Source organism: Caulifigura coniformis (assembly GCF_007745175.1).
Lineage (GTDB): Bacteria > Planctomycetota > Planctomycetia > Planctomycetales > Planctomycetaceae > Caulifigura > Caulifigura coniformis.
Genome location: NZ_CP036271.1, coordinates 4125378 through 4138963, shown reverse-complemented (window position 1 = coordinate 4138963; position 13586 = coordinate 4125378). Strand labels below are relative to the sequence as shown.

8 protein-coding genes are annotated in these 13586 nt (G+C 64.3%); 3 read left to right on the top strand and 5 right to left on the bottom strand.

The window, feature by feature from the left end; genetic code table 11:
• Positions 1 to 243 precede the first annotated feature (243 nt).
• From Pan44_RS16675 to Pan44_RS16665, 3 genes are all read left to right on the top strand, one after another.
• On the top strand, positions 244 to 1659 hold the full coding sequence (locus tag Pan44_RS16675; protein ID WP_231754083.1) for a sigma-54-dependent transcriptional regulator: 1416 nt from the start codon (positions 244 to 246) through the stop codon (positions 1657 to 1659).
• A 297-nt stretch (positions 1660 to 1956) separates the two neighbouring features.
• Positions 1957 to 3474 carry a N,N-dimethylformamidase beta subunit family domain-containing protein gene (locus Pan44_RS16670; RefSeq protein ID WP_390620538.1) on the top strand — a complete coding sequence of 506 codons (1518 nt, stop codon included), beginning with the start codon at positions 1957 to 1959 and terminating at the stop codon, positions 3472 to 3474.
• 148 nt (positions 3475 to 3622) lie between these two features.
• Complete coding sequence (locus tag Pan44_RS16665; RefSeq protein WP_197453391.1) at positions 3623 to 5290, top strand: EF-hand domain-containing protein; 1668 nt, start codon at positions 3623 to 3625, stop codon at positions 5288 to 5290.
• Positions 5291 to 5353: 63 nt separating this feature from the next.
• On the opposite strand, the gene acnA is transcribed toward Pan44_RS16665, so the two are convergent.
• The 5 genes from acnA to Pan44_RS16640 form a co-directional block, all read right to left on the bottom strand.
• Positions 5354 to 8044 (bottom strand): aconitate hydratase AcnA, encoded by a 2691-nt coding sequence (acnA, locus tag Pan44_RS16660; protein WP_145031134.1) that lies wholly within the window; start codon positions 8042 to 8044, stop codon positions 5354 to 5356.
• 246 nt (positions 8045 to 8290) lie between these two features.
• A complete protein-coding gene (locus tag Pan44_RS16655) occupies positions 8291 to 10030 on the bottom strand; it encodes an ABC transporter permease (protein ID WP_145031133.1) in 1740 nt (579 codons plus the stop codon).
• A gap of 218 nt (positions 10031 to 10248) precedes the next feature.
• Positions 10249 to 10608 (bottom strand): endonuclease domain-containing protein, encoded by a 360-nt coding sequence (locus Pan44_RS16650; protein WP_145031132.1) that lies wholly within the window; start codon positions 10606 to 10608, stop codon positions 10249 to 10251.
• Positions 10609 to 10725: 117 nt separating this feature from the next.
• Complete coding sequence (ispG, locus tag Pan44_RS16645; RefSeq protein WP_231754081.1) at positions 10726 to 11877, bottom strand: (E)-4-hydroxy-3-methylbut-2-enyl-diphosphate synthase; 1152 nt, start codon at positions 11875 to 11877, stop codon at positions 10726 to 10728.
• Positions 11878 to 11977: 100 nt separating this feature from the next.
• Positions 11978 to 13288, bottom strand: a complete 1311-nt coding sequence (locus tag Pan44_RS16640; RefSeq protein ID WP_145031131.1) for a glycosyltransferase family 4 protein — start codon at positions 13286 to 13288, stop codon at positions 11978 to 11980.
• Positions 13289 to 13586 lie beyond the last annotated feature (298 nt).

The window sequence follows — 13586 nt, the reverse complement described above, 5'->3', positions numbered from 1 at the left end:
TCGCCGGTCTGCCGCCCGCTGCAATCGACGCCCGTTGACACCCGCGAGGGTGTCTGGCTCCCTGGATCGCCGAGGGACAGACAGTCCGAACCGACGCGACGGGGGGATCCGCGCCCGTCCCCGTCGCCCGGGCAATTCACTCCCCACCTCCTTCCGTTCGTCGTTCGTGTCCCGCGGGGATGCGTGGTATCGTGGCGACGCCCACCGTCACGCAGATCACAGCCTCGTCACCTGCAACATTCCGTGTCTCCTCCGAACCCCGCCGTCGAAGCCGACCTTCCCAACGTCACCATCAGCGTGCTGATCGTCGACGATGACGAAGCCCATGCGCACGCGGTCGCCGAAAGCCTCGACCGAGTCGGGTGCGAGTGCTCGATCGCCCGCTCGGGAAACGAGGGCATCGAGAAGATCGAGGCGGAAAACTTCGACATCGTCATTACCGACCTCAAGATGGAGGATGTCGACGGGTTGATGATCCTCCGCAAGGCGAAGGAGGAGCTGCCGGAAGCGGAGGTGATCGTCCTCACCGGTCACAGCTCGATTCATTCGGCCGTCACCGCGATGCAGGGGGGGGCTTACACGTACCTCACGAAACCACTCGACATCCAGGAACTGCGGACGGCCGTCGAGAAGGCGGCGTCGCGGATCCGCCTGATTCGCCGGAACGCGGCGCTCGCAAGCCGGCTCGATGAGCGGTTCGGATTCGAAGGGGTCATCGGCAACAGCCCGGCGATGCTGCGGGTGATCGACCAGCTGCGGGCACTGGCGCCGACGGAAGCCTCGGTGCTGATCCTCGGCGAAAGCGGAACCGGCAAAGAACTGGCGGCCCGTGCGCTGCACCAGAACTCGCCTCGCAAGAACAAGCCGTTCGTCCCGCTGAACATTTCCGCGCTGCCGGAGAGCATTCTCGAAAGCGAACTCTTCGGGCACGAGCAGGGAGCGTTCACCGGTGCGGCCACGAAGCGCATCGGCAAATTCGAATACGCCAACGGCGGAACGCTGTTCCTGGATGAAGTCGGCGAAATGCCGATGGAGACGCAGATCAAGCTGCTGCGGGTTCTCGAAGATCGCAAGATCACGCGGCTCGGCTCGAACGACGAAAAGACAATCAACGTTCGGCTCGTCGCTGCGACGAATGCCGACCTCAAGGCCGCGATGGAGAAGGGGACGTTTCGCCGGGACCTCTATTACCGGTTGAGCGTGGTTTCGATTTCGCTGCCGCCGCTCCGCGACCGCAGGGCCGATATCCCGCTGCTGGTCGACCACTTCATCAAGGAATTCTCGCAGCGTTACGGCCGGGAAGTGCAGGGGCTGTCGCGGGCCGCGCGGCAGGCCCTGATGTCGTATGAGTGGCCGGGCAACATCCGGCAGCTGCGAAACGTCGTGGAAGGGATGATCGCGCTCGATACCGACGGCCTCCTGGACGTCGACGACCTGCCCGACGAAATCCGGCCGTTCGCGGCCGCGGGAGTCGAAGGCCAGCCACCGGGGGCGAACGGTTCCGATTTCCTCATCGGTCGTCCGATGGAAGAAGTCGAGAAGTACTACATCACGCAGGCGCTCAGCCTGACCGGGGGAAAGCGCGAAGAAGCCGCGAGCCTGCTGGGGATCGGCGAGCGGACGCTGTACCGCAAGATCAAGGAATTCGGGCTGAACTGAAGGTCGACCGAGCGAGGCGCGCGCTGTTGTGAGGGGTTCTGTACTCCTCGCCCCGAGTTCTTCCTCGATTCCCGCCACAAGGGTGGTCCGGACCGCGATCGAGCCTGAGTTCTCCACGGATCTCACTCCCCACGAAACGGCGCTCCCCCCAATAGCACGGGCGAGGTTGCGCCGCTGAGCGAAAAGGAGGGCGGGAATCGACAAATCGCCTGGAGTATGCAAACTGGGAGCGGCCGGGTGCTCCGGCCCACCTGCGACGCGTGTCGCCCTCACGCTGCCTCCCTGCCGACTCTCAACATGAAATTTTCAACCCGCGTTGCAGTAACACTTTGCGTGGTACTGACCGCTTCCACGCAGCTTTCGGCAGCGCCCTCGCCGCTCATCCGGCAGGAGAACGCCAGGCCCGGTTCGGATGACTGGCAGCTCACGCGGGTGCGACTCGACAAATCGGACGGCATGCGGTCGCCGGCGATCGAAGGGTACTGCTCGAAGCAAAGCGTCCAAGCGGGAGAATCGCTCGACATCTTCGTCTCCACGGATCCGCCGTCGAAGTACAAGGTCGAGTTCTTCCGGACGGGCTACTACGGAGGAAAAGGGGCGCGGCTGATACAGGAAACCGGGCCACTGCAGGGAATCGCACAGCCCGTTCCCAGGCCCGGAGAGAAGAACCTGCACGAATGCCAGTGGAAGGCGTCGACTCAACTCACAATTCCGGCCGACTGGCTGAGCGGCGTCTACCTTGGCCGGCTGACGACGCTCCCCGAGTCGGCCGATGATCCCTACTGGCAGAGCTATGTGATTTTCATCGTCCGCGACGACCGGCCGGCGGACATCCTGTTCCAGTGCTCGGACAATACGTGGCAGGCCTACAACCGCTGGCCCACGAACTATTCCGTCTACACCCATCCCAAAGGAGGGCAGGGGCCGTGGGCGGACGTGAGCTTCGATCGTCCTTATGGCCGGCAGTCGCAGTACAACGCGATCGTGAACGATCCGCTCTCGGTCGGATCGGGGGAGTTCCTGTCGTTCGAACAGCCGATGTCGTACTTCCTTGAACAGCATGGGTACGACGTCACGTACTGTTCGAACAGCGACATGCTCACGCCGGACCGCGGGCTGAAATGCAAATCGTTCCTGAGCGTCGGCCACGATGAGTACTGGGACATCCGGCAGTTCAACAGCGTGTCGAAAATGCGGGACGAGGGCGTCAACCTGATGTTCTTCTCGGGGAATTCAGTGTGCTGGGTGACGCCGTTCCGCGCGAGCAGCGACGGACGGCCAAATCGCATCATTTTTCGCGGGGGCCCGTACGGCGCGAAACTCGACTACGCCGAAGAACGGGAGAAAGAGCATGGGCCGTTTCCCGAACGCGGCCCGGACGAGGGCCTGCTGATGGGCGCGCGGAACCCTGAGCCGATCAACGGCGGGGGCGACTGGACGATCACCAACCCCGGGCACTGGGTCTTCGAAGGAACGGGAGTGAAGAAGGGTGACCGGATTCCGGGACTCGTGGGCTGGGAGTATCACGCTCGCCCGGCGCAGGAGATTCCGGGACTGGAAGTCGTCGCTGAGGGGCGAGCCTGGGTCGGGGGCGTGACGCGATCGGCCTGGGCGGCGACTGTCTACCCGGGCCCGAAGAACAATTTTGTGTTCAACGCGGCCACCATTTTCTGGTGCCAGGACTTGAGCATGCCCCCGGGCCACACGCTCCCCTGGTCGCACTGGAGCCGCCCGCACGGTCCGGATGCCCGGGTCCAGAAGATCACTCATAACCTCCTTCAAAAGGCGGGCGCCCTCCCGGCCTCGAAGGACTGACGCGGCCCCGGGCCGACCAGAGCGGCGCCCCGTTCAACCTGTTCAGCTCCACTACGGCGCGGCACAATCCAACGGTGTCGCGCCGTGGTGCGTATGGAGTGGGGCTGGTGCTTTTCGCCGGGTGGCTTGCGCGCAGGGAGACGAAACCGTGAATCGAACGCTCGACGCCTGGGCCAGCGGGCTCCTGTTCGCGTTCGCTCTGCTGAACGGGCCGGTGCTGGCGCAGGAAGCAGCCCCTGGCCCTTCCGATGCGCAGCGCGTCGTCCTCCTGGCGCCGGCGGGCCCGGTGCTCGTCGGGATCCGGCTGGAAACCGGGTCGCACTCGATCCGGCAGGTCCGCGACGCATTCTGCGATGGCCTCTTCAAACGTCTCGATGCCGATCAGTCCGGAAAGCTGGAAGCGGCCGAGCAGGCCTACCTGCCGATGTTCCGTCGCGTGGGCGGGGGCGGGGCGGCAGCCGCGCAGTCGTTCGCAACGGAGGGCGTCCTGACGACGGAGGGACTCAGAAAATACATCGACGACCAGCTCGGGCCGCTGTTTTCGGTCGAAATGAAGGCCCCCCGGGCCGACCAGACCGTCCGCCTTCTCGACGCGCTCGATGTCAACGACGACGGCGTCCTTTCGCTTGAGGAAGTGGCTGAATCAGCGAAGGCGCTGGCCCGGTACGATCTGGATGACGATGAGTCGCTGAGCGTCGCCGAGCTGCAGCCGTTTCCCCAGTCGGTCCGCCAAGCCCAGCGCCAGCAGGCTGCCGAGGAAGGGCGGGGGAGTCGCGTGTTCCTGGTCGCCCCGCCGTCGGACCTGGCCCCGGTGCTCGCGGAGATGAAAAAGCTCTATGCGGTCGCGGAGGGCATCGAAGCCGCCCGCTGTGGACTCAAGGAAGGCGCCGGCGGATTCGACACGAACAACGACGGACGCCTCGATGACAATGAACTCAGGAAATGGATCACCGACGGAGCGATCGACATCGAGTTGACGGCCGCCTGGCGCGAGGTTGGCCGCGGTCTCCCTCCGGTCCTGACGACCACGATTCCGAAGTCGCCGCGGCTCGTTCCCGGCAGGACGGTCTCACGTCGCCAGTGGGAGGCCAGGGTGGATGACGTGCCGATGCAGCTCAACCTGTTCGACAACCGCGGGTTTGCCGGCAATTCCGTCAGCCTATTCCTCACGAAGGCCCGCACGCTCGATCGCGACAAGAATGATTATCTCGACGAAGCGGAGTTCGCCGGCCTGGGAACGAACTCACCGTTCACGGCCGTCGACCTGAACCACGACGGGATGGTGAAGACGGACGAGATCCGCGAGTACTTCCAGACAATGAGCCAGCTGTCGCAGACGCGCGTCGTGATGACCTTCAGCGACGACGTCGTCAGCCTGTTTCAGGTCATGGACGCGGACCGCACCAACCGCCTGTCGCCTCGCGAAATGATGACGCTCCGCGAACGGGTGCAGCCCTTCGATCGCAACGGCAACGGCCAGTTCGACCCGGGCGATTTCGTCAGCAAGTACACGCTCACAATGGCCTTCGCGATGCCGGAAGGAATGGAATTCACGCCCGCGGCCATGCCGATGACGGGGACCACCGGCGGAGTCCGCCGCACACGCCTGGGCGGTCCTCTCTGGTATCAGCGGATGGACCGCAATCGTGACGGCGACATCAGCTGGCGCGAGTTCCTCGGCCCCCGCGCCCGCTTCGACGCCGTGGATACCGACCACGACGGTCTCATCAGCAAGGATGAAGCCGAAGCGGCGCACGCGTTGTCCCCGGAGGCTTCCGCGCAGCCGGCGGCAGACACGGAAACGCCTGCCCCCTGAATGAAAACAGGCCCGGACGTCAGAAGTCCGGGCCTGTGTGTCAACGACTTTTCGCCGGCCCAATCAGGACTTCACAAGGTCCCTGAGCACCTTGTGCAGGATTCCGCCGTGGCGGTAGTACTCGACCTCCACCGGCGTATCGATCCGGCAGGTCGTCACGAAATGGACTTCCTCGCCGTTCGACTTCCGGGCCGTCACTTCCACCGCCTGCCGCGGCTTCAGCGAGTCATCGAGCGCGATTTCGAAGATCTCGGTGCCGTCCAGGTCCAGCGTTTCGCGCGATTCACCCGGGCGGTACTGCAGCGGCAGAACGCCCATGCCGACCAGGTTGGAGCGGTGAATGCGTTCGAAGCTTTCGGCGATGACGCACCGCACGCCGAGGAGGTACGTCCCCTTGGCCGCCCAGTCGCGTGAGGAGCCCGTGCCGTATTCCTTCCCTGCCAGCACGACCAGCGGCGTATGCGCGTCCTTGTACTTCAGCGACGCATCAAAGATCGACATCTGCTGGTTCGTCGGCAGATGGACGGTCACGTTTCCTTCGCTACCGGGGACGAGCAGGTTCTTCAGGCGGATGTTCGCGAAGGTCCCCCGCGTCATCACCCGGTCGTCTCCGCGGCGGGCGCCGTAGCTGTTGAAGTCCATCGGCTTCACGCCGCGGGACTGCAGGTATTCGCCGGCGGGCGATTCCTTCTTGATGTTGCCGGCCGGGCTGATGTGGTCCGTCGTCACCGAATCGCCGACGCTCACCAGCACCCGGGCGCCGCCGATCGACTTGATCGCCCCCGGGACCTTCGGCATGTCGACGAAGAACGGCGGCTCGTGGATGTAGGTGCTCGCCTCGTCCCAAGTGTACAGGTCGCCCGTTCCGCCCTGGACCTGCTGCCACTCCGGCGGGCCGGCGGACGCATGGCTGTATTCTGTCACGAAGGTCTCCGGCGACATCGACGACGCGATCGTGTCGGCGATTTCCTTCTGCGTCGGCCAGATGTCCTTCAGGTACACGTCGTTCCCCGCCTCGTCCTGGCCGAGCGGCTCTTTCACGAGGTCGATGTCCGTGGTTCCGGCAATGGCGTAGGCCACCACCAGCGGCGGGCTGGCGAGGTAGTTCGCTTTCACCAGCGGCTGAACGCGGCCTTCAAAGTTCCGGTTGCCGGAAAGGACGGCCGAGGCGACGAGGTTCCCTTCGGTGATGGCGTTCGACACCGGATCGGGCAGGGGACCGCTGTTGCCGATGCAGGTCGTGCAGCCGTAGCCGACGAGGTTGAATCCGAGCTCGTCGAGATAGGTGTTCAGGCCGGCCCGGCGCAGGTAGTCGGTTACGACCCGGCTTCCAGGGGCGAGCGACGTCTTCACCCATGGCTTCCGCTTCAGGCCCCGTTTCCGGGCGTTCCGGGCCACGAGGCCCGCCCCGATCATGACGGAGGGGTTGCTCGTGTTGGTGCAGCTGGTGATCGCGGCGATCACGACGGCCCCGTCGGTGATGGCGCTTCCGGCCATGCCGTTCGAGTCCTTGATCTGTACCGGCGCCGTGGCAGTCTTCTTGCCGAACGCCCCCGTCAGGTCCTTGTGCCAGGACGACTTCATCTCCTTCAGCGTGATGCGGTCCTGCGGACGCTTCGGCCCGGCCAGCGACGGCTCGACGTCTCCCAGGTCGAGGGACAGCGTGGCCGAGTACACGGGCTCCGGCGACGATTCGGTCCGGAACAGGCCCTGTTCCTTGTAATAGGCCTCGACCAGGTTGATCAGGTCCTTCGGACGCCCCGTCCGCTCCATGAACCGCAGCGTCTCGGCGTCGACCGGGAAGAAGCCGATCGTCGCGCCATACTCGGGGGCCATGTTGGCGATCGTCGCCCTGTCGGCCAGCGACAGATGCTCCAGGCCGGCGCCGTAGTATTCGACGAACTTGCCGACGACGCCGTGCTTCCGCAGCATTTGGGTCACAGTCAGCACGAGGTCGGTCGCGGTCGCCCCGTCGCGCAGGCTGCCCGTCAGTTTGAAGCCGACGACTTCGGGCAGCAGCATGTAGATCGGCTGGCCGAGCATGACCGCCTCGGCCTCGATACCGCCCACGCCCCAGCCAACGACGCCCAGGCCGTTGATCATCGTGGTGTGGCTGTCCGTTCCGACGAGGGAGTCGGGAAAGACGGCCATTCCGTTGCCGCGCGGTTCCTTCAGAACGCACGTCGCGAGGTATTCGAGGTTGACCTGGTGCACGATGCCGGTCGCCGGAGGGACGACGCGGAAATTCCGGAAGGCCTGCTGCCCCCATTTCAGGAACTGATAGCGTTCCTTGTTTCGCTCGAATTCGTAATCGAGGTTGATCTGCAGCGCGTCCAACGACGCGAATGCATCGACCTGCACGCTGTGATCGATCACGAGGTCGCACGGGACGAGCGGGTTGATCTTCCTGGGATCGCCCCCCATCCGCACCATCGCGGCCCGCAGGGCGGCCAGGTCGACGACGGCCGGAACGCCGGTGAAGTCCTGCAGGACGACGCGGCCCGGCTTGAACGGGATTTCGACTTCACCCGGCTTTTTGGCGTCCCACTGGGCGACGGCGACCACGTCCGATTCGTTCACGACGAAATCGTCGACATTGCGGAGGCAGGCCTCCAGCAGCACCCGCATCGAGTAGGGAAGCCGGTCGACGTTCCCGACTCCCTGCGCGGCGAGCTTTGGAAGGCTGAAATAGGTCAAAGATCCGCTGCTCGTCTTCAATTCCGTCGCAGCGCCGAACGCGTTCTTCACCGACATGGGACTTCTGGCTTTCGCATCAAAACGGGTGGTCCGCAAGAGTGTAGGCGGACAGTGATTCCTGGCCGAATGCTATGGAAAAGGTGGGGCAAACGAAAGTTGCCGCCCTCGATGCGCGCAACCGGCCCCCACCCCTCCCCAGGATGGAGTCTCCTGATTATCGGCCAGACGCCCGCGGATCGCCCCAACTTTTAGACCGTCCAGCCAACCTCGCCGGCAGGACCGGACTTCCGGCCAAAACTGCGGTCATCCCTTATCCGACGACCGCCCCAGGGCCACGTCGTAACCGCTCGCGGCCGGAACAAACATCGCCACGGTCGGAATCCCGTAGGCGACGGCCAGCGCGACGCAGACTCCCAGCGTGTTCCCCAGCAGGTAACTCGTAATCGAGTAGAACGTCGCAAACGGGAGAATTCCGGCCGAAAGCATCAGCGCCGGAGACTGATTCTTGCGGGACAGCGACGCATACAGCCCCATGCTCCCTCCCAGGATGAATCCCAGGAACGGGAGAAACTGGAGGGAGTACGAAGACCGGGCTTCGACGATCAGCATCATGCAGATGAAGATTCCGACGAACAGGAAGAAAATCGTCCCCAGACTGTGAGCGATCGCCTGGCGCGAGATTTCGTACGTCAGCCCCTGGTGAATCCCGAGCATCGCCGCGAAGATCGCCAGCGCCGCCAGCCCCACCAGGACATACACGGCATTCTCGCCCCCCAGCGTCCCACGGCTGACTGCCGCCAGCACGAACGCAACCGGGACCGCCAGCACCTCCTTCATATTGAAGAAGACGCCTCCCAGCTTTCCGAGGATGAACTCGCGCGAGCTCACTTCCGTGACCATCACGAGTTCCATCGTCTGGCCGTCCCTCTCGGACGTGATCGACGTCACCGCCTGGGCATTGGTCAGGACCAGCGCGAGGATCGATACCGCCATAAAGGCGAATCCCTCACGGGAAATCAGACCGAGCACGAGGCCTGCATTCGCCGGCGAGTTGTAGAGAAACAGCACCGCCAGCGCCGCGAAGACGAAGTATCCGGCCTTGATGACGAACATCTTTCGCCCGTAGGCGCGGGTCGCAATCTCACGCCACAGGATCGGTGCATCCCAGACCTTGCGGTGGATGTGCCGGTTCGTCGATGGGGACTTCTCAGCTTCCGCGGCTGCGGTCGCCGCCTGCTCGAACGCCAGCTGCGAAGGGTTCCAGGTTCTGACACGCAGCACGGTATAGGCCGTCAGCACTGCCGCCAGCCCGAGCAGGCTGACCGTCGAGCTCAAGGCGCCCACCGTCGGCGTTCGCACGCCAGGCTGTGCCGCGAGCGGATTCAGGACGCCAAGAACCGCGCGATACGGATCGAACGCGGCCAAGCCCTGGCTGATTCCGGACCCGGCTCCTGCGGCAACGCTTCCGAGTTCCAGAAGCCCGAGGAACAGCACCGCCCCCAGCACGCTGATGGCGAGCGTCTGGAACGTTTTCTCGCGCCAGAAGGCGACGAGCACTCCCCATGCCCCGGCGGCCAGGGCTGCGGCGATGCAGATCACCTCGACCCACAACACCTGCGTCATCGAAACGCCGCCCAGGGTGTGAACCAGGGCGAACACGGGCAGGGAAACGGCGATCAGCGTCAGCACCGTCAGCAGCGCCGACAGCAACTTTCCGACGACGAGTTCGACGCTGCTCAGGTCGGTCATCAGCAGGAGGACCAGTGTCCGCTTGTCCTTTTCCTGAGCGACCGTACTGGAACCGAACAGCAGCGAGGCCGCGATCACGATGGTCAGCTGCACCATCGCGAACAGGCTGAACAGGAACGTGCCGAACTTGGCCGCGTCCCCGATGTCGCCCAGCGTCTGCCAGCCGATCGTCGCCTGGCCGGCGGTGTACATCAGCACGAAGAGTGCGAGCACGTACCCCGCCCGCATCAGGTAATGCTTGAGCGGCCTGGGATTGATCAGGACTTCACGGCGAAACAGCGGACCGGCAAGCACGGATGTGAATCGGGTTGAATGTCGGGTTCGGTCGTTCGAGTGGAATTGAAGTGTAACGACTGTCGGGAAGTCTCGTCAGACTGCTGGAGCCCATCCAGAAGGAGGCCCCCCGCGCGGGCCTTCTCCCCGCGATTGACCTGCCACTTAGCGACGCGGTTCCCAGCGGGGAGAAGGTGCCGAAGGCGGATGAGGGGGACGACAAGAATCCGTCAGTCCGCCTACGCCGTCGCACCATCAACCGCCTTCAGTATCGCCTCGAGCACAGTATCCATCTCTCGCAGCACGTCATCATTCGAGAAGCGGATCACCCGGAATCCCGAAGCTTCAAGCTGCCTCTGGCGCGCCATGTCACGCCGGCCGCGATTGTCATGACTCGCGCCATCCAGCTCGATGACGAGCGAGTGCTGACGGCAGAGGAAATCGACGATGAACGGACCGATCGGCGCCTGCCGGACGAACTTCTGGCCGGAAAGCCTGCGGTCGCGTAACCGCGACCATAAAAGGCGCTCTGGAAATGTCAGGTTCCGGCGAAGCTGTCGGGCGTGCCCGAGGGCGTCCGGATTCTGATCAGTCGACATCCGGCCCGCCTCGATCGTTGGAGTGCGTCTCAGCCCCTCATCCGGCCTGTCGGCCACCTTCTCCCCGCAGCAGGTTCCTCAAACAGCGCAGCCACATCGCGGGGAGAAGGACGCAGTTCAGGCCTTCGCCCGCTGCGCAATCAGCGCATCCAGCTCCTGTTTCAGCCGTGGCAGGATCTCGGTGTACGGATACTGCCCCAGTTCCTGCGGGCCTTTTTTCAGGTTCACGAAGTTCGGACCGCACCACAGCCCCAGATCGGCATCGTCGGTCTCCCCGGGGCCGTTCACCCGGCAGCCCATCACAGCGATCGTGATGGCATAATCCTTGGCGTATTCGGCCATCGTCTTGACGTCCTGCGCCAGCTCGATGAAGGCCTCGTTCTCGACGCGGGAACAGCTTGGACAGCTGATGATATTCATCGTCGGCAGGCCGTAGTTCACGACGCTCCGCACGCGTCCCGCAGCAATATCCGCGAGGATCTTCCGGCCGGCTTCGATCTCTTCCGCCTTGCGCGCGTTCGGCACCGTCAGCGAAACGCGGATCGTGTCCCCGATTCCACGGCTGATCAACTGTTCAAAGGCGATCCGCGTCTTGATGATCCCGTCCGGCGGCATCCCCGCCTCGGTCACCCCCAGGTGCAACGGCACATCAGGCCGGATTTCCGAAAACCGCTTGTTCGCCTCGATCACCTTCGTCGGATCGGAGTCTTTCAGCGAGACGCAGTACCGCGTGAACCCGATCGAATCGAGGAACTCACAGTGATCGAGCGCGGATTCCAGCATCGGGGAGATCGAATCGGCCGGGTCGTACTTTTCCTTCTTGGCCGGATCGACGCTCCCACAGTTCACCCCGACACGGATCGCGCAGTCGTTCTCGCCGGCGACCCCCGCGATATAGCGCACCTTCTCCTGCCACGGCTTTTCGCGCTCGTGGTGATAGAGGTGTCCGGGGTTGTAGCGCAGCTTCTGGACGGCGGGGGCCACGACTTCCGCCAGCCGGTAGTTTTCCTGGAGGTCGATGACCAGGTTGGCCTGCGTCTGGCCGCGAATCGCCAGTAACGCCTCGGCGTCCTTCTTCGAGTCGACCGCGACCCGCACGACGTCCGCGCCCGCGGCCTCGAGGGAGTGGATCTGAGCCACCGTCGCATCGACGTTCGTGGTATGCGTCGCCGTCATGCTCTGAACGGCGATCGGATGGCCTCCGCCAATCGTGACCGTTCCGATCCGGACGGGGCGACTCGGGTTCCTGGGCAGACTACGACTTTCCACTGCGACTCCTGGGGTGTGCGTCCCTGCGGCTGAGAGGCCGTTGCGGCCTTTTCCAGAATCGTAGTCGGAACGATTCCGCGGACAAAATGGCTTCGCCCGCTCAGCGGCGGATTTCGGGCTCCTCGCCGACCGGAGACTCCAGCCCCCGCAAGAGGGGACGCAGTCCCCTCAGCACGATCGCCATCGAATGATTCGCTTCGACATAGGCGCGGCCCGCGACGCTGCGCCGCAACCACTCGGCCCTGTCCCGGGCCAGTTGAGCAAGGGAACTGGCGGCCAGACTCAGGTCGCCGTCGGTGGCGATTCCGCATTCCGACCGCTTGAGAAAGCCGTCGAAATCGTGGAGCGACACGATCGGCAGGCCAGCCGCCGCGGCCTCGAGCAGGACGTTCGGAAACCCTTCATGCTCGAGTGACCCCGTGCTCAGAAACGCCGCCGCCGAACGAAAACGGCCCGGCATTTCAGGGCGCGGAACGAAATCGACCACCGAAACGTTCTCCGGCTTCGATCGTCGCAGCTCCTCCGCAACGGCCGGATCGCCGTCATTGATGACGAACAGAAACGGGATCTCCGGGCAGTTTCTCGCGATCTCGAGCGCCAGCAGCGGACGCTTGTGGAACCGGTCGTACCGGCCGATCCACAGCACTCCACGGCGCTCGGCGTTTTCCGCCGGCGGCGAAAAGGCGTCGAGGTCCACCGGGTTCTGGATGACGGCGCACTCCCGCCCGGTGAGCGTCCGCAGTCGCTCCCGCTGATGCTCTGTCTGCGCGATCAGCAGGTGCTTCCCTTTCAGGCAGGCGTTCGCATCGTCCCCTGTGACGCCGTACACATTCCGGTAGCCCGGCTCCCGGAAGAATCGCTCGTCGAGGTCTCCGTTCGACTGCAGCCAGATGATTCCCTCATGGCCGGCTGCCTCTGCAGCCGCCAGTGCAGCCGCCGATTCGGCACTCACTCCCAGGGCGATGACGATTCCCGGCCGCAGGGGACTCAGCAGTTTCCCGAAACGCTGGTCCAGGGACCGCTCGCCGCCGAACAGCCGGGCGACCGCCAGGATCGGAACCCGCCAGAGCAGGGCAGGTGACCACTTCTTCACCCGCAGCCACGGGAACGATCGTTCGACCAGCACCTGCTCCGAGACACCACGGCGCAGGTCTCGAAGCGGCTCGAAATCGACCAGCAGCGTCACGCCGTCGACCACCTTCTCCGGCGGCATCGTCGTCGCACGAACGGCGAAAAACGCTTCAAAGCGATCCGCAGCGAGGGCCCGCGCGAGATTCCAGGCAAACGTCTCCAGCCCACCGATCCTGGCGCCCGCCTGCGGATTGATGACCGCCGAAGCGTTCAGGGCGACGATGGTGACGGACGGACCGGCGGCCATGAACTTCGGGGCAGTCTCAAGGGAACGTTTCATTCGTCACAGCAGGCCAGGCCCAAGGCGGCCCGGCAGCAGTCTATTGAATCTCCCGCCGGAATGGCCCGTCGATTTCAACCGATTTCACCCCCACCGCGGCCCTCCTCCAGTCGGCTCCCCACCGACCGCCACTTCGGAGAAGTGCAACGACGCCTCTTTTGAATACAAGGGCCGGAAGTCCGATAGAAAGGACGAGAAACGATCCTGGGCTGCGAACACAACTGGACTTCCATCAACCGTCGCCGCCACAATCCGCGCTCTCCCCTCCCGCACCGCCAATCCCACTTCCGTCACTCTT

Excerpts from the sequence above, each read along its gene's own strand:
- Pan44_RS16670 (WP_390620538.1), top strand. The coding sequence starts at position 1,957 with ATGAAATTTTCAACCCGCGTTGCAGTAACACTTTGCGTGGTACTGACC.
- acnA (WP_145031134.1), bottom strand. The coding sequence starts at position 8,044 with ATGTCGGTGAAGAACGCGTTCGGCGCTGCGACGGAATTGAAGACGAGC.
- Pan44_RS16650 (WP_145031132.1), bottom strand. The coding sequence starts at position 10,608 with ATGTCGACTGATCAGAATCCGGACGCCCTCGGGCACGCCCGACAGCTT.
- Pan44_RS16640 (WP_145031131.1), bottom strand. The coding sequence starts at position 13,288 with ATGAAACGTTCCCTTGAGACTGCCCCGAAGTTCATGGCCGCCGGTCCG.